At 64.6% G+C, this 15,069-nt stretch carries 16 protein-coding genes; 8 read left to right on the top strand and 8 right to left on the bottom strand.

Annotated features, from left to right (window positions below; translation table 11 throughout):
- Positions 1 to 109 precede the first annotated feature (109 nt).
- The gene (locus tag NOM55_RS01645; protein ID WP_255907216.1) at positions 110 to 433 is read left to right on the top strand and encodes a hypothetical protein; all 324 of its coding nucleotides are present in this window, start codon (positions 110 to 112) and stop codon (positions 431 to 433) included.
- Positions 434 to 750: 317 nt separating this feature from the next.
- Positions 751 to 1,878, top strand: a complete 1,128-nt coding sequence (locus NOM55_RS01650) for an HD-GYP domain-containing protein (RefSeq protein WP_255907217.1) — start codon at positions 751 to 753, stop codon at positions 1,876 to 1,878.
- A 267-nt stretch (positions 1,879 to 2,145) separates the two neighbouring features.
- Here the strand turns inward: NOM55_RS01650 and NOM55_RS01655 are convergent, their stop codons facing one another.
- The 8 genes from NOM55_RS01655 to prpB all read right to left on the bottom strand — a co-directional run bounded on the left by NOM55_RS01655 (position 2,146) and on the right by prpB (position 10,602).
- Positions 2,146 to 2,727: an HD family hydrolase gene (locus NOM55_RS01655; RefSeq protein WP_255907218.1), complete on the bottom strand. Its 582-nt coding sequence runs from the start codon at positions 2,725 to 2,727 to the stop codon at positions 2,146 to 2,148.
- Positions 2,728 to 2,869: 142 nt separating this feature from the next.
- Positions 2,870 to 3,592 carry an ABC transporter substrate-binding protein gene (locus tag NOM55_RS01660; protein ID WP_255907219.1) on the bottom strand — a complete coding sequence of 241 codons (723 nt, stop codon included), beginning with the start codon at positions 3,590 to 3,592 and terminating at the stop codon, positions 2,870 to 2,872.
- Positions 3,593 to 3,799: 207 nt separating this feature from the next.
- A complete protein-coding gene (gene prpF / locus NOM55_RS01665) occupies positions 3,800 to 4,987 on the bottom strand; it encodes a 2-methylaconitate cis-trans isomerase PrpF (RefSeq protein ID WP_255907220.1) in 1,188 nt (395 codons plus the stop codon).
- Between the two features lie 8 nt (positions 4,988 to 4,995).
- A complete protein-coding gene (locus NOM55_RS01670; RefSeq protein WP_255907221.1) occupies positions 4,996 to 5,397 on the bottom strand; it encodes a GFA family protein in 402 nt (133 codons plus the stop codon).
- Positions 5,398 to 5,454: 57 nt separating this feature from the next.
- A complete protein-coding gene (gene acnD, locus NOM55_RS01675) occupies positions 5,455 to 8,055 on the bottom strand; it encodes a Fe/S-dependent 2-methylisocitrate dehydratase AcnD (RefSeq protein WP_255907222.1) in 2,601 nt (866 codons plus the stop codon).
- Between the two features lie 114 nt (positions 8,056 to 8,169).
- Complete coding sequence (prpC, locus tag NOM55_RS01680) at positions 8,170 to 9,321, bottom strand: 2-methylcitrate synthase (protein ID WP_047966283.1); 1,152 nt, start codon at positions 9,319 to 9,321, stop codon at positions 8,170 to 8,172.
- 49 nt (positions 9,322 to 9,370) lie between these two features.
- A complete protein-coding gene (locus NOM55_RS01685) occupies positions 9,371 to 9,697 on the bottom strand; it encodes a cupin domain-containing protein (RefSeq protein WP_255907223.1) in 327 nt (108 codons plus the stop codon).
- A 32-nt stretch (positions 9,698 to 9,729) separates the two neighbouring features.
- A complete protein-coding gene (prpB, locus tag NOM55_RS01690) occupies positions 9,730 to 10,602 on the bottom strand; it encodes a methylisocitrate lyase (RefSeq protein WP_255907225.1) in 873 nt (290 codons plus the stop codon).
- 266 nt (positions 10,603 to 10,868) lie between these two features.
- Here prpB and rpoE point away from each other — a divergent pair, with 266 nt between their 5' ends.
- From rpoE to NOM55_RS01720, 6 genes are read left to right on the top strand one after another with little or no spacing between them, the layout of a single operon-like run.
- Positions 10,869 to 11,468 carry an RNA polymerase sigma factor RpoE gene (gene rpoE / locus NOM55_RS01695; protein ID WP_047966280.1) on the top strand — a complete coding sequence of 200 codons (600 nt, stop codon included), beginning with the start codon at positions 10,869 to 10,871 and terminating at the stop codon, positions 11,466 to 11,468.
- Positions 11,469 to 11,475: 7 nt separating this feature from the next.
- Complete coding sequence (locus tag NOM55_RS01700; RefSeq protein WP_120809730.1) at positions 11,476 to 11,973, top strand: sigma-E factor negative regulatory protein; 498 nt, start codon at positions 11,476 to 11,478, stop codon at positions 11,971 to 11,973.
- Complete coding sequence (locus NOM55_RS01705) at positions 11,973 to 12,920, top strand: MucB/RseB C-terminal domain-containing protein (RefSeq protein ID WP_047966278.1); 948 nt, start codon at positions 11,973 to 11,975, stop codon at positions 12,918 to 12,920. The genes NOM55_RS01700 and NOM55_RS01705 overlap by 1 nt, the downstream gene beginning before the upstream one ends.
- Before the next feature lie 2 nt (positions 12,921 to 12,922).
- The gene (locus NOM55_RS01710; RefSeq protein ID WP_047966277.1) at positions 12,923 to 13,396 is read left to right on the top strand and encodes a SoxR reducing system RseC family protein; all 474 of its coding nucleotides are present in this window, start codon (positions 12,923 to 12,925) and stop codon (positions 13,394 to 13,396) included.
- Positions 13,378 to 14,793 carry a DegQ family serine endoprotease gene (locus tag NOM55_RS01715; RefSeq protein ID WP_255907226.1) on the top strand — a complete coding sequence of 472 codons (1,416 nt, stop codon included), beginning with the start codon at positions 13,378 to 13,380 and terminating at the stop codon, positions 14,791 to 14,793. The genes NOM55_RS01710 and NOM55_RS01715 overlap by 19 nt, the downstream gene beginning before the upstream one ends.
- Positions 14,790 to 15,044 carry a glutaredoxin family protein gene (locus NOM55_RS01720; RefSeq protein WP_255907227.1) on the top strand — a complete coding sequence of 85 codons (255 nt, stop codon included), beginning with the start codon at positions 14,790 to 14,792 and terminating at the stop codon, positions 15,042 to 15,044. Before NOM55_RS01715 ends, NOM55_RS01720 begins: the two co-directional genes overlap by 4 nt.
- The last annotated feature ends 25 nt before the right edge of the window (positions 15,045 to 15,069 follow it).

A 15,069-nucleotide genomic window follows, 5' to 3' on the forward strand; every position in this document is an offset into this window, starting at 1 on the left:
TTTTGTCATATTGCGCGGGCGTTCGCGCCGCGGGCTGGCTTCGTGGTATCCTTGCGCCCCTTTCAAATTACCCCGCCCCGGCATGCGAGACCCCTGCGACCACTACACCATGGACCTAATCGGCGGCAGCCGCGCCAAACCCGGGCGCAAGCCGCTGGGCGAGCGCGCGATGACGGCTGCCGAGCGCAAGCGTCGTTCGCGCGAGCTGCGTCGCAACCGCCTGCAGGAACTGTCGGTGACGGTGGAGCTGTCGCGCGACGCGCAAAAGGCGCTCGACAAGATGATCGAGTGGTGGGGGGTCAGCAAGAAAGAGGCGATCAACCGGGCGATGCTGATCGCCTGCCAGTCGCAGACCGGGCGCACCGGCATGCTGTTCGACCTTGATCCCGCCTTTTTGCTGACCGAACGCGGTAACAAGCGCCGCCAGCGCTGAGGCGGCGGCCGGCAGCCGGGGTGGCTGTCTTCGCCCTGTGTTGCTGACTGGTGATGCCGGTCAGGCCGTATGTCCGCTGCCTTTTCCCTAGCCTGTTGTTTCCGCCTGCCGCCACGGCAAGGTTGGCCGCTCGCTGCTATTCCCGAAAAATCAGATCAGACGTCACGTGGCTGACACCTACCGCCACGTCCGTCATGCCACGTCAGTTCATGACGTCGCTATATCGCGACAGCCCACTCCCGTGCTTGACGCAGATCAAGCGAGCCATGCCATTTGGAATTAATAATGGCCGATTGTTTCAATAGGAAGTGGCTGCCATGGCACTCAAACAGCTTTCGCCCGCCGATGTGATGCTGGGCAAACCGCTGGAGCAGGCGGTGTACAACGCGGATGGCCATCTGCTGCTGAACAAGGGCTCGGTGCTGCGCGACCCCGGCGCCAAGCAAAAACTGCTGGCCATGGGCCACAAGGAAGTGGTGCCCGGAGCTGCGCCGGTGGCGCCGGCTGCCAGCACGCCGCGGGCGGAACAGCTGCGCGAGCCGGTGTTCGCGCTGGTGCAGCACGCGGCGGTGACGCTGAACGCGATGCTGGTCGACCAGCAGGCCGATGTCCATCGCGATCAGTTCATCGCCCGTATCCGCTCGCTGGCCGGCCGCCTGCAGGCCGCCTGCCAGCAGGACCCGGAAGCCGCCATCGCCGCCATCCACCTGTTTCACGAAGGCGAGTACGCGCTGCGCCACCACCTGTCGGTGGGCGTGGTCAGCGCGCTGCTGGCCGAAGCCGACGGCCGTCTGGACAAAGCACAGCAGCATTCGCTGATCTGCGCCGCGCTCACCCACGACATCGGCATCTACAGCCTTGCCAACCACAGTGGCGGGCTGACCGAGGAAAAACGCCGCGAGATCAACCAGCACCCGATCACCAGCTGCGCCATCCTCAAGGACATCGGTGTCGACGACGAGCTGTGGCTGGAGGCGGTGCTGCAGCACCACGAACGCCAGGACGGCAGCGGCTACCCGCTGAGCCTGTCCGGCGGCGCCATCTCGCTGCACGGCAGCCTGCTGGCGGTGGCCGATGTCTACTGCGCGATGACCCGGCCACGGCCGTACCGGCCCAAGGCCTACTTCCCGATGGCGGCGATGCGCGACCTGTATGTCGGGCAGAGCCAGCAGCTGGACAATGCGCTGATCCAGAAGCTGATCAAGGCGCTGGGACTGATCCCGCCCGGCACCATCGTCAAGCTGAAAAACGGTGAAATCGCGGTGGTGAAGAAGCGCAGCACCAATAACGCGCCGCAGGCCTACTGCCTGTACAACCGCCAGGGCATGCCGATGGCGTCGCCTGAGGCGCGCAATACCGCGCTGCCGGACTACGCGATCCAGGGGCGGGTCGACTACGACGACTGCCGCAATGTCGAGGCCGCGATGCGCCGCATCTGGGCCTGACTAAATCCCGCCGTTGCGGCCAACCTTGGCCGCAGTCTCGCCGGAGGGCGAGGCGGTACACAGACAAACAGGCCCGGCGCCGCTGCGCCGGGCCTGTTTGTTTTCGGGGTGTGCTCGGAACCGGTTCAAAGTCTCGCTAGCCAGGGCGAGACAAGGCAAAAACGACTGAGGAAGCGGCGTTTAACTGGATATAAACCAGCATGCCGAAGGCGTTTTTAACGCCGGATCGTCCCATTGAGATCCGTTGCGGCGACATTGAGCAGGTGCTCAGTCCGCGCCGAACCAGCCCTGCTGCTGTGCGTGGGCCAGCCGCTCGATCAGGTAGTCCCACAGCGCCGGACAGCCGCTCTGGATCGGCGGGCCGATGCGCCGCACCACGCGTGCGTGGCTGATGCCGTTTTCGCGCCAGCTCTGGCCGTTGTTGGCCAGGTTCAGCAGCACCGGCATCGCGCGGTCGGCGGCGTGGGCAAAGCGCGCCTCGGCGGTCTCGCCGTCCTCGAACTCCAGCCATAGCGCCATGAAACGCTGCGCCTGCGTTTCCGGCAACAGGCCGAAAATCCGCGTCACCGCCGCCAGCTCCGCCGCTTTGCGCTCTTCCCAGCCGTCCTCGGCGTAGACGATGGTGTCGCCGGTGTCGATCTCGCCGATGTCGTGCACCAGCAGCATCGCCACCACGTGGCTGATGTCAACCGGCTCCGCCGCGTACGGCGCCAGCGACGCCGCCAGCATTGCGATCTGCCAGCTGTGCTCGGCGGAGTTTTCCTGCCGTTCCAGCCCCAGCGGCCGCGTCTTGCGGGTGACGCCCTTCAGTTTGTCCAGTTCCAGGATGAAATCGATGATCTGCTGCATGGTGTTTTCCTTGTGAACAGCCTGCGATTCTAGCGCCGCGCGGCGCCGCGGTCGAACCGCAGGCGCGCTGCAGCGGCGAGAAGGGCGGCGGGCGCTACCGGGGTGATGGTCGAGGCCGACTGCGTTGCCGGGCGGCGGTCAGCTAGCGGTATTTTGCCAAGATGCGCGGCACGGTGTCGTCGTGCAGCAGTCGGGCGATGGCGCGATTGAGCTGCGGCAGGCTGATCCGGCTGTGGCGGGATAGCGCACAGCCGGCGCGGTAGCTATTGAGTACCAGTGGCGGGTGCAGTGCGACCGGTAATTGTCCCAGTTTTTGCTGGTAGCGCAGGTAGAGCTGGTTGACGGCGGCGTGGCGGGTGCGACCGGCTTCCAGCTTTTTCAGGTTGCTGCTGGCGTTGGGTGCGTCGTCGCGGACAAGATTGCTGCCGAGGCGGGCTTCCAGTTCCGGGTAGTGGAAGCCGTGAATGGTGCCGATGCTTTGTCCGGCCAGCGCGGCGATGCTGCCGGGGCGTGGCTGGTCGCGGCGGGTGACCAGCAGGTCGGCATTGGGCAGGAACGGCCGGGACCAGCGGAACGGGCCGGGCAGCCACTCGGGCAGGTACAGGCACACCAGGTCGGCATCGCCGTTTTGCAGGCTGCTGCTGATCCGCTTGCGCGGCAATACCCGGAAACTGGCCTGCTTGCCCAGTTCGCTGGCCAGCGCCTGGCCCAGGTCAAGATGAATGCCGGCCAGCAGTGTGGCGCCTTGCAGGCTGGCCAGTGGCATCTCGGTGCTGTCGTCGAGCAGGATCACCAGTTTACCGGGGTTGGCGAGGGCCAGTGGTGCGACCAGCAGCCAGCCGGCCATCCGTAGATGTTTTTTCATGGGTAATCGCTGCGGTTGTGCGCTGAGGTGCCGAATCTAACACGCCTGTATCGGCGCGAGAATGCTGCTGGCGTGCTATCCGCCAGTGGTCGTCGTGAACAAGACAAAGGCCGGCTCACTTGTGGGTGAGCCGGCCTGTTTCGGTCGTGCACTATCGGCAAGGTTGGCCGCAACGGTGTGGCCCGGGGCGCAACGGCTTGCCGCTGCTTACAGGATGTCGCCGGGTACCCGTACCCAGCCTTCCATCAGCACCCGCGCGCTGCGGCTCATGATGGCCTTGGTGACCTTCCATTGGCCGTTTTCTTGCACTGCCTCGGCGCCGACGCGCAGGGTGCCGGACGGATGACCGAAGCGCACCGCGCTGCGTTCGCCGCCACCGGCGGCCAGGTTTACCAGCGTGCCGGGAATGGCGGCGGCAGTGCCGATGGCCACCGCGCAGGTGCCCATCATGGCGTGGTGCAGCTTGCCCATGGACAGCGCCCGCACCAGCAGGTCTACATCACCGGCGGCAATGGCCTTGCCGCTGGACGCGGTGTAGTCGCGCGGCGGCGCGACAAAGGCAATCTTGGGCGTGTGCTGCCGGGTGGCGGCTTCTTCCGCGGTCTTGATCAGGCCCATGCGCAGCGCGCCGGCCACGCGGATGGCCTCGAAGCGGGCCAGCGCCGCCGGGTCGCTGTTGATGGCCTCGCGCAGCTCGGTGCCGGTATAGCCGATGTCGGCCGCGTTGACGAATACGGTGGGGATGCCGGCGCTGATCATGGTGGCCTTGAAGGTGCCGACGCCGGGGACTTCCAGCTCGTCCACCAGTTTGCCGGTGGGGAACATGGCGCTGCCGTCGTCGCCGTCATCCGACGGATCCATGAACTCCAGCACGATCTCGGCGGCCGGGAAGGTGACACCGTCCAGTTCGAAATCACCGGTTTCTTGTACCTGGCCATTGGTCACTGGCACGTGGGCGATGATGGTTTTCCGGATATTGGCCTGCCAGATGCGTACCACACACACGCCGTTGTCCGGAATGCGTGCCGGGTCCACCAGGCCTGCGTGGATGGCGAAGGCGCCGGCAGCGGTGGACAGGTTGCCGCAGTTGCCGCTCCAGTCGACGAAGGCCTTGTCGATGGCGACCTGGCCGTACAGGTAGTCGACGTCGTGATCGGGCTGGGTGCTTTTGGACAGGATCACGCATTTGCTGGTGCTGGAGGTGGCGCCGCCCATGCCGTCGATGTGGGCGGAGTAGGGGTCCGGGCTGCCGATCACCCGCATGAACAGCGCATCGCGCGCCGGGCCGGGCTGCTGGCAGCTGGCGGGCAGGTCCTGCAGGCGGAAGAACACGCCCTTGCTGGTGCCGCCGCGGATGTAGGTAGCGGCAATGCGGGCTTGAGCTTGATGAGTCATGACTATCCTCAAAGGTGGGCAAACACCGCCGGTGGCCGATCCCAGTGCTCGTCACGACCATCCACATAGGTGATGGGGGCTTGTGCCAGTTCTGTGTCGCTGACATCGTCGAGGCAACCCAGATTGACGCCATACATGAGGCCGGACGGGGTCTCGGTGCCGATGCCGAAGCAACGCACGCCACAGTGTTTGCAGAAGTAATGCTGATTTTTCCGGGTATTGAACAGGTACTGGGTCAGCTCGGCTTGCCCGGTCAGCAGGCGGAACTGCCCGGCCCGGGCGATGGCGGGCCAGAAGCGGGTGCGTCGGCAGATTGAACAGTTGCAACGGTAGGTGGGTTGGCTCAGGTCGAGGTCTGCTTCAAAGGTGACAGCCCCGCAATGGCAACTGCCATGATAGGTCTTTTCCATATTGCCTGTTCCCGGTTACGTGGCAGGCACCACTGGACGGTGCCTGCCGCTTGATGCTCAAGCCGGTTGGCCGGCCAGGAAATCCTGGGCGAAGCGCTGCAGTACGCCGCCGGCCTGGTAGACGCGCACTTCGGCGGCGGTGTCCAGACGGCAGGTCATCGGCACCGCCACGCGCTCGCCATTTTGGCGGTGGATCACCAGCGTCAGCTCGCCGCGCGGCGCGATGTCGCCCTGCACGTCGTAGGTTTCGCTGCCGTCGAGGTTCAGCGTCTTGCGGTTGACGCCGGGTTTGAACTCCAGCGGCAGCACGCCCATGCCCACCAGGTTGGTGCGGTGAATGCGCTCGAAACCCTCGGCGGCAATCGCCTCCACCCCGGCCAGACGCACGCCCTTGGCCGCCCAGTCACGCGAGCTGCCCTGGCCGTAGTCGGCACCGGCGACGATGATCAGCGGCTGCTTGCGCTGCATATAGGTCTCGATCGCTTCCCACATCCGCATCACCTGGCCGTCCGGTTCGACGCGGGCCAGCGAGCCTTTTTTCACTTCGCCGTTCACCACCGCCATCTCGTTGACCAGCTGCGGGTTGGCGAAGGTGGCGCGCTGCGCGGTGAGGTGGTCGCCGCGGTGGGTGGCGTAGGAGTTGAAGTCCTCTTCCGGCAGGCCCATTTTCGCCAGGTATTCGCCGGCGGCGCTGTTGGCTAGGATGGCGTTGGACGGCGACAGGTGATCGGTGGTGATGTTGTCCGGCAGCAGCGCCAGCGGGCGCATGCCGCGCAAGGTGCGTTCGCCGGCCAGAGCGCCTTCCCAGTACGGCGGACGGCGGATGTAGGTGGACTGCGGGCGCCAGTCGTACAGCGGGCTCTTGGCCTGCTCGGCGGTGCCCAGATCGAACATCGGGATGTAGATCTGCTGGAACTGTTCCGGCTTCACGCTGGCGGCGACGATGGCGTCGATCTCCTCGTCGCTCGGCCACAGGTCCTTCAGACGGATTTCGCGGCCGTCGACCACACCCAGCACGTCACGCTCGATGTCGAAGCGCATGGTGCCGGCGATGGCGTAGGCCACCACCAGCGGCGGCGAGGCAAGGAAGGCCTGCTTGGCGTAGGGGTGGATGCGGCCGTCGAAGTTGCGGTTACCGGACAGCACCGCGGTGGCGTACAGGTCGCGGTCTATGATTTCCTGCTGGATGGCTGGATCCAGCGCGCCGGACATGCCGTTACAGGTGGTGCAGGCGTAGGCGACGATGCCGAAGCCGAGCTGCTCCAGCTCGCCGAGCAGGCCGGCGTCTTCCAGGTACAGCTTGGCCACCTTGGAGCCGGGGGCGAACGAGGTCTTCACCCACGGCTTGCGCGTCAGGCCCAGCTGGTTAGCCTTCTTGGCCAGCAGCGCGGCGGCGACCACGTTGCGCGGGTTGCTGGTGTTGGTGCAGCTGGTGATGGCGGCGATGATCACCGCGCCGTCCGGCAGCAGCCCTTGCGCTTCCTGCTCGCGCGCCGCGGCAAGGTTGGCCGCAATGCCGCGCTCGGCCAGTGCCGAGGTCGGCAGGCGTTTGTGTGGGTTGGACGGGCCGGCCATGTTGCGCTCCACGCTCGACAGGTCGAATTCCAGCACCCGTTGGTACTGCGCGGTGGCCAGGTCGTCAGCCCACAGGCCGGTGAGTCTGGCGTAGTTTTCCACCAGCGCCACCTGTTCCGGTTCGCGGCCGGTGAGCTTCAGGTAGTCGATGGTCTGGCCGTCGATGTAGAACATGGCGGCGGTGGCGCCGTACTCCGGGCACATATTGGAGATGGTGGCGCGGTCGCCGATGGACAGGCTGTCGGCGCCTTCGCCGAAGAACTCCACCCACGCGCCGACCACGCGCTCCTTGCGCAGGAACTCGGTCAGTGCCAGCACGATGTCGGTGGCGGTGATGCCGCTCTGGCGCTGGCCGGTGAGCTCTACGCCCACGATGTCGGGCAGGCGCATCATGGACGGGTGGCCCAGCATCACGGTTTCGGCTTCCAGGCCGCCGACGCCGATGGCGATCACGCCCAGCGCGTCCACGTGCGGGGTGTGGCTGTCGGTGCCGACGCAGGTGTCGGGGAAGGCGACGCCGTCGCGCGCCTGGATCACCGGCGACATCTTCTCCAGATTGATCTGGTGCATGATGCCGTTGCCGGCCGGGATCACGTCCACGTTCTTGAACGCGGTGCGCGTCCAGTTGATGAAGTGGAAACGGTCCTCGTTGCGGCGGTCTTCGATGGCACGGTTCTTGGCGAAGGCATCGGGGTCGAAGCCGCCGCACTCCACCGCCAGCGAGTGGTCGACGATCAGCTGCGTCGGCACCACCGGGTTGACCTGCGACGGGTCGCCGCCCTTGTCGGCGATGGCGTCGCGGAGGCCGGCCAGATCCACCAGCGCGGTCTGGCCGAGGATGTCGTGGCACACCACTCGTGCCGGATACCACGGGAAATCCAGGTCCTGGCGGCGTTCGATCAGTTGCGTCAGCGCGTCGGTGAGCAGCGCCGGCTCGCAGCGGCGAACCAGCTGTTCGGCCAGCACGCGGGAAACGTAGGGCAGGGTGGCGTAGGCACCGGGCTTGATGGCATCCACCGCGGCGCGGGTGTCAAAGTAGTCAAGGCGGGTGCCGGGCAGCGGCTTGCGGTATTGGCTATTCATGGCGTGGGCACGAGGGTGAGGTTGGAGATCACCCTGCGGCCAACGTTGGCCGCAGGGCGCCGTTCCTGTTTTATGGTGATCACCTGCCGGTCGCTGCCGGCAGGGGGGGGTGCGTCAGCGCTGTGCCAGTGGCACGAATTCCTGGTCTTCCGGGCCGATGTAGTTGGCGCTCGGGCGGATGATCTTGCCGTCGATGCGCTGTTCGATCACGTGTGCGCTCCAGCCGCTGGTACGGGCAATCACGAACAGCGGGGTGAACATCGCGGTCGGCACGCCCATCATGTGATAGCTCACCGCGCTGAACCAGTCCAGGTTGGGGAACATCTTCTTGATGTCCCACATCACGCTTTCCAGACGCTCGGCGATGTCGAACATCTTGCTGTCGCCGGCGCTGTTGGACAGCTCGCGCGCCACTTCCTTGATCACCTTGTTGCGCGGGTCGCTGATGGTGTACACCGGGTGACCGAAGCCGATCACCACTTCCTTGCGCTCGACGCGGGCCTTGATGTCGGCCTCGGCTTCGTCCGGGTTTTCGTAGCGCTTTTGCACTTCGAACGCCACCTCGTTGGCACCGCCGTGTTTCGGGCCGCGCAGCGCGCCGATGGCGCCGGTGATGGCGCTATACATGTCGGAGCCGGTGCCGGCGATGACGCGGGCGGTGAAGGTGGAGGCGTTGAACTCGTGCTCGGCGTACAGGTTGAGCGAGGTGTGCATCGCGCGCACCCACTGTGCGGACGGCTTCTGGCCGTGCAGCAGGTGCAGGAAGTGGCCGCCGATGGAGTCGTCGTCGGTTTCCACCTCGATGCGCTTGCCGTTGTGGCTGAAGTGATACCAGTACAGCAGCATCGAACCCAGCGATGCCATCAGGCGGTCGGCGATGTCGCGTGCACCCGGCACGTTGTGGTCGTCCTTTTCCGGCAGCGTGCAGCCTAGTGCCGACACGCCGCTGCGCATCACGTCCATCGGGTGCGAGGCGGCTGGCAGCGCTTCCAGCACCGCTTTCACCGACGCCGGCAGGCCACGCAGCGATTTCAGCTTCTTCTTGTAGCCGGTGAGTTCGGCCTGGTTCGGCAGCTTGCCGTGTACCAGCAGGTAGGCCACTTCCTCAAATTCGGTATCGGCGGCCAGATCCAAAATGTCGTAGCCGCGGTAGTGCAGGTCGTTGCCGCTGCGGCCAACGGTGCACAGCTCGGTATTGCCGGCGGCGACGCCGGACAGGGCGACGGATTTCTTGGCTTTGGGAAGCACTTGGAGTGATTCGGTCATTTCTTCTCTTCTCCTGCTGCTGGTATTGACTGGGTTGTGCGTTATCGGATTATTTTTCGCTGAAAAAAATGGCCAGCCAGACGCTGTCCTGTGCCGGTGTGGTCCACGCCACGCGGTGACGGCAATGGGCCGGAATCAGCACCGCATCACCGGGGGCCAGCTGCTGGCGGCGGGGCGGGTCGGCGTACGCCAGTTCTGCGGCGCCGGCCAGCAACAGCACCCACTCGTGTTCGTCCTGGTCGTACCAGAAGTCCTCGGGTGAGGCGTGCCCGCGCGACACGATGCGTTCCACGCGAAAACCGGCGCTGCCGGAGAACAGCGTCTGGAACAGCTCTTGCGGCAGATCGGCCGGAATGTCCGCTAGCAGATTGGGCATGGTGTACGCCGCCGCGCCGCTTGCCAGGCCGCTTACTTGCCTTGGCTGAACAGGGCGTCCAGCTTCTGCTCGTAGGCGTGGTAATCAAGGTGTTCGTACAGGTCCATCCGCGTCTGCATGGTGTCGACCACGTTCTGCTGCGTGCCGTCGCGGCGGATGGCACCGTAGACATTGAGTGCCGCCTGGCTCATGGCGCGGAACGCCGACAGTGGGTACAGCACCAGCCCGACGCCGTTGGCGCCCAGCTGTTCGGTGGTGTACAGCGGGGTGGCGCCGAATTCGGTGATGTTGGCCAGCACCGGCACCTTCACCGCTTCGGCGAACTGCTTGTACATCGCCAGATCGGTGATTGCTTCCGGGAAGATCATGTCGGCGCCGGCTTCGACGCAAGCCACCGCGCGCTCGATCGCTGCCTCCAGCCCTTCGACCGCCAGCGCGTCGGTACGCGCCATGATCACCATGCCGTGCTTGCGGGCGTCTACTGCGGCCTTCACGCGGTCGACCATTTCTTCCTGGCTGACGATGGCCTTGTTCGGGCGGTGGCCGCAGCGTTTCTGCTGCACCTGGTCTTCGATGTGCACCGCGGCGGCACCGGCTTTTTCCAGGTTGCGCACGGCGCGGGCGATGTTGAAGGCGCCACCCCAGCCGGTATCGATGTCCACCAACAGCGGCAGCTCGGTGACGTCGGTAATGCGGCGCACGTCGATCAGCACGTCTTCCAGCGTGGTGATGCCAAGGTCGGGGATGCCGCAGGAGCAGGCAGCGACACCGCCACCGGACAGGTACAGCGCCTTGAAGCCGCTGTGCTCGGCCAGACGGGCGGCGTAGGCATTGACCGCGCCGACGACTTGCAAGGGTTTTTCGTTGGCAACTACATCGCGGAAACGTTGGCCGGGTGTCGTCATCGGGTTTCTCCTGTCTTCGGGTTCGGGTGTGAGGTTCTGGTGTTTTGTGTTCTGGAGTGGTTGTTCATATTCTAGCAAGTGCTTGGTAAATTGGTAAACGAATTTCTGCGCGCTTTTTTGCTAGATGCAGACAGCTTTGTTATAAGTGCAACGGCTTGTACGGTGAACTTATCCTGAACAAGGCAGGTCACAGTTTCTGTCCTGTGTTGGCCCAGCGTTGGCCACAACAAAAACAAGCAGGACGAATCAGGGAGATAACGGCAACGATGAGTGATCGTGATATCGATCAGCAATTGGTCGAGCGCGCGCAGCGTGGTGAAAAACGCGCGTTCGATCTGTTGGTGGCAAAGTACCAGCGACGGCTTTCCCGCCTGTTGTCACGCTTTATCCGCGATTCGGCGGATATTGAGGATGTGACGCAAGAAGCGTTTGTAAAGGCCTATCGTGCACTGCCTTCGTTTCGCGGTGAAAGTGCGTTTTATACCTGGCTATATCGTATTGGCATCAATACGGCCAAGAACTTTTTGACTTCCGCCGGCCGCCGGCCGGTAATCAGCGCCGAGTTCGAGGATGAGGACGGCGAAAGCCTGGACATGGCCTCGCAGGTGCCGGATTACCACACGCCGGAAGCCGAGATGATGAACCAGCAGATCCTCGCCGCGGTCAATGCCGCGGTGGAGCGGCTGCCGGAAGAGTTGCGCACGGCCATTTCGCTGCGCGAGATGGAAGGTCTCAGCTACGACGAAATTGCCAGTGCCATGAACTGTCCAATCGGTACCGTGCGGTCGCGGATCTTCCGTGCCCGCGAAGCGATCGCGGCAGAGTTGCGTCCCTTGCTGGATACGGCAAAAAACAAAAGATGGTGAACCGATTATGAAACAAAACCTTTCTTCCTTGATGGATGGGGAGCTGGACGACGCGGCTTCCACTCAGTGTATTCGTGCGCTGGACGCTGATCCGGAGTTGAAAGCGGCATGGAATGAATACCATCTGATTGGTGATGCAATTCGCGGCTCTGCGCTGTTGTCTGTCGATGTGCGTGCCGAAGTCGGGCAGGCGCTGCAGCAGGAGCCGACGGTGCTGGCGCCCAAGCCCAAGCGCGGTTCGGCATCGGGCCTGATGCGCTACGCCATGGCGGCGTCCTTCGCGCTGGCCGGGGTGGTCGGCTGGGCGGTGTGGCAGAGCCAGCCGGAACCGGTGCCGGGCCTGATGGCACAGGCGGTGTCGACGCCGCAGGGCGGGGCGGTGCAGGTATCGGCCGAGCAGGCGTCCACCCGCAACTCCTATTTGCAGGCTCATCGCGACATGATGGCCGCCGAAGGGCTGGAACGTGTCAATCTGGCGGAACCGGTGTCGGGGGTGGCGCGCTGATGGTCAAGTTTGCCGGTTATCTGTTGCTGGGCATTCCATTGTTGGCGGCCGCGGAGTCGGATTGGGATCTGTTGCAAAAAGCCGCGCAGGCGGGCCGTCACCAGGCGCTGAGCGGTAGCTATACCCATCACGTCGATGACGAGCTGGAAACCTTCCGCCTGTATCGCGCGCAGGAAGGTGGTGTGGTGCGCGAGCGGCGCGAGTCGATGGACGGCATGCCGCGCGAACTGGTGCGCGACGACAACGAGCTGACCTGCTATGCGCCGGACACCAAGGCGCTGAGTGCGGCCAAGGTCAATGCCATCAAGCTGTTTCCGGCGATCCTGCCGGAGCGTTCGCAAGACCTGAAGTCGGCCTATGTGCTGAGCCGCGGCAAGCTGGACCGTGTCGCGCGCCGCGATTGCCAGTGGCTGTTGCTGACGCCGAAAGAGGCCAACCTGCGCTACGGCCTGAAGGTGTGCGTGGACCCGGCCAGCGCCTTGCCGCTGAAGACGGTGACCCACGATGCCAAGGGCGCGGTGATCGAGCAGTTTGCCTTCAGCGACCTGACGCTGGGCAACCCGAAAGAGCGCGCCCTGTTGCGGCCGCGCTTCAAGTACAGTCTGGCACTGGGCGCCGCGGTCAGCGCGCCGCAGGAAGTGGTGCCGGCCGATTTCGAGATCCGTGGCATGCCGACCGGCTTCCGCCTGTTGCGCTACGCGACCCGCCAGTTGCCGGGACATGACTCCCCGGTGTCACATTTTGTCTATACCGATGGTCTGGCCAAGCTGTCGCTGTTTGTCGAGGCCGGCAAGGGCGAGGCCGATTCGCATCCGGCGGTGATCGGTCCAGGTGGGCTGGGGCTGGCGTCGCGCCGGCTGGGCAACCAGGTGCTGACCGTGGTCGGTGATCTGCCGGAGCAGGGCCTGGAAAACGTGATCAACACCGTGCGCGTAATCAAGAAATAAGCATGCTGGAAACCGAAGCCCAGGTGGTGTCCCTCCATGGCGGCGAAGCCATGGTGCGGCCAACCCCGCATTCCCCGTGCGGGCAGTGCGATCCGGTGCACGGCTGCCGTTCGCTGTCGCTGGCGCGGATGTTTGTGCTGCGCGAGCCGCTGTTCCGCGTGCGCAATCCGTCCGCGGCCGGTGTCGGCGACAAGGTGATCGTCGCCGTGCACGAGCGCGCGCTGCTGGTGTCGACTGCCCTGTTGTACTGCCTGCCCTTGCTGGCGCTGCTGGCGGGGGCGGTGCTGGGGCGGGCGCTGGGCGAGTTGTCGTCGGTGCTCTTGGCTTTTTCCCTGTTTGCCCTGACCTTGTGGTGGGTCAAACGCTATGCCGCAGTCGTGACCGCCCGGCAGTTCTTCATGCCCAGCATCGTGCGCCGGGTCGATCCGTCACTGATCATTCAGGAGAAAACAGAAACATGCCGTTCAAGAAACTGATCCTGTGTTCTGCCATGTTGGCCGCATTGGGTGCCACGGCGCCCGCGCTGGCTGCGCCGCAGGTACTGCCCGACTTTACCCAGCTGGTCGAGCAGCACGGGCGCGCGGTGGTGAATATCCGTACCGTGCAGACGGTGCGTGAGATGGTGCGCCAGATCCCGGAGGGGATGCAGAACGATCCGTTTGCCGAGTTCTTCCGCCGTTTTGCGCCGCCGCAGCTGCGTGAATACCGCACCGGCGGCTTGGGCTCCGGTTTCATCCTGTCGGCCGATGGCTTCATCCTGACCAATGCCCACGTGGTGGCCGAGGCGGACGAGATGATCGTCACCCTCAGCGACAAGCGTGAGCTGAAGGCGCGCCTGATCGGCTCGGATGCGCGTACCGATGTCGCGCTGCTGAAGGTCGATGCGGCTAACCTGCCGACGGTAAAACTCGGCAGGTCGGAAAAGCTGAAGGTCGGTGAGTGGGTGCTGGCAATCGGCTCACCCTTCGGCTTCGAGAGCACGGTGACTTCCGGCATCGTCTCGGCCAAGGGGCGCCAGCTGCCGGACGAGAGCTATGTGCCGTTCATTCAGACCGATGCCGCGATCAATCCCGGTAACTCCGGTGGCCCGCTGTTCAATCTGGACGGCGAGGTGGTTGGTATCAATTCGCAGATCTACAGCCGCTCCGGCGGTTTCATGGGTATTTCCTTTGCCATTCCGATCGATGTCGCGCTGAATGTCGCCGAACAGCTGAAAAAGGACGGCAAGGTCAACCGCAGCCGCCTTGGGGTCAGCATCCAGGAGCTGACGCGTGAACTGGCCGCCTCGTTCGGCTTGAAAGAGCCGCAGGGCGCGTTGATCAATTCGGTGGAGAAGGGCGGTCCGGCGGAGCTGGCCGGCCTGCGTGCCGGCGACGTGGTGCTGAGCGTCAACCGCGACAGTGTGCAGGCCTCGGCCGATCTGCCGCGGCTGATCGGCGCGATCAAGCCGGGCTCGCGCGTAGAGCTGGGCGTGTGGCGTAACCGTGCGCTGTCACGGGTGACGGTGTTGACCGTCGCGCTGCAGGAAGAGGACCCGCGTACCGTCGACCGTGCTTATCACGGACACCAGCAGCAGGACGGTGACGCGATGAACCGCACCGGCCTGTCGGTGCAGTTGCTGGCGCCGCAGCTGGCGCAGCAGCTGGGCGTCAAGTTCGGGCTGCAGGTGCGCCAGGTCGAGGGTCCGGCGCAACGGGCCGGCATCGTGGTCGGTGACGTGATCATTGGTGTTGCCGGCAGCGAGCTTACCAGCGTCAAGCAGCTGCAGGATGCCATCGCGGCGACGCCGGCGGGGCAGGCGCTGCCGATGCGCCTGTTGCGACAAGGTAATCCGCTGTTCGTGGCGCTGGTGCCGGAGAAAAAAACGCAATGAGGCAGCTGACACTCTATTTTCGCGAATACTGCAGTCTGTGCCACGACATGCTGGCACAGCTGCAGCCGCTGCAGCAGCAACATGGCTTTGCGCTGGACGTCGTCGACGTCGATGCCGACCCGCTGCTGGAAGAAAAGTACAACGAGCTGGTGCCGGTATTGATGGAAGGGGCGACCGAAATCTGCCACTGGCATCTCGACCTGCCGCGACTGCTTGCACGATTGGCTGCACAGCCAGGCGAAATCGGCTAAAATCCGCGCCAGTGTGAGTTATCAA

Source organism: Vogesella sp. AC12, from assembly GCF_024437575.1.
In the GTDB taxonomy this organism is placed as follows: Bacteria; Pseudomonadota; Gammaproteobacteria; order Burkholderiales; family Chromobacteriaceae; genus Vogesella; species Vogesella indigofera.

What these genes read in the sequence shown, in the direction of transcription:
- NOM55_RS01645 (WP_255907216.1), top strand. Translation starts at nt 110, where the DNA reads ATGGACCTAATCGGCGGCAGCCGCGCCAAACCCGGGCGCAAGCCGCTG.
- NOM55_RS01650 (WP_255907217.1), top strand. Translation starts at nt 751, where the DNA reads ATGGCACTCAAACAGCTTTCGCCCGCCGATGTGATGCTGGGCAAACCG.
- NOM55_RS01655 (WP_255907218.1), bottom strand. Translation starts at nt 2,727, where the DNA reads ATGCAGCAGATCATCGATTTCATCCTGGAACTGGACAAACTGAAGGGC.
- NOM55_RS01660 (WP_255907219.1), bottom strand. Translation starts at nt 3,592, where the DNA reads ATGAAAAAACATCTACGGATGGCCGGCTGGCTGCTGGTCGCACCACTG.
- prpF (WP_255907220.1), bottom strand. Translation starts at nt 4,987, where the DNA reads ATGACTCATCAAGCTCAAGCCCGCATTGCCGCTACCTACATCCGCGGC.
- NOM55_RS01670 (WP_255907221.1), bottom strand. Translation starts at nt 5,397, where the DNA reads ATGGAAAAGACCTATCATGGCAGTTGCCATTGCGGGGCTGTCACCTTT.
- acnD (WP_255907222.1), bottom strand. Translation starts at nt 8,055, where the DNA reads ATGAATAGCCAATACCGCAAGCCGCTGCCCGGCACCCGCCTTGACTAC.
- prpC (WP_047966283.1), bottom strand. Translation starts at nt 9,321, where the DNA reads ATGACCGAATCACTCCAAGTGCTTCCCAAAGCCAAGAAATCCGTCGCC.
- NOM55_RS01685 (WP_255907223.1), bottom strand. Translation starts at nt 9,697, where the DNA reads ATGCCCAATCTGCTAGCGGACATTCCGGCCGATCTGCCGCAAGAGCTG.
- prpB (WP_255907225.1), bottom strand. Translation starts at nt 10,602, where the DNA reads ATGACGACACCCGGCCAACGTTTCCGCGATGTAGTTGCCAACGAAAAA.
- rpoE (WP_047966280.1), top strand. Translation starts at nt 10,869, where the DNA reads ATGAGTGATCGTGATATCGATCAGCAATTGGTCGAGCGCGCGCAGCGT.
- NOM55_RS01700 (WP_120809730.1), top strand. Translation starts at nt 11,476, where the DNA reads ATGAAACAAAACCTTTCTTCCTTGATGGATGGGGAGCTGGACGACGCG.
- NOM55_RS01705 (WP_047966278.1), top strand. Translation starts at nt 11,973, where the DNA reads ATGGTCAAGTTTGCCGGTTATCTGTTGCTGGGCATTCCATTGTTGGCG.
- NOM55_RS01710 (WP_047966277.1), top strand. Translation starts at nt 12,923, where the DNA reads ATGCTGGAAACCGAAGCCCAGGTGGTGTCCCTCCATGGCGGCGAAGCC.
- NOM55_RS01715 (WP_255907226.1), top strand. Translation starts at nt 13,378, where the DNA reads ATGCCGTTCAAGAAACTGATCCTGTGTTCTGCCATGTTGGCCGCATTG.
- NOM55_RS01720 (WP_255907227.1), top strand. Translation starts at nt 14,790, where the DNA reads ATGAGGCAGCTGACACTCTATTTTCGCGAATACTGCAGTCTGTGCCAC.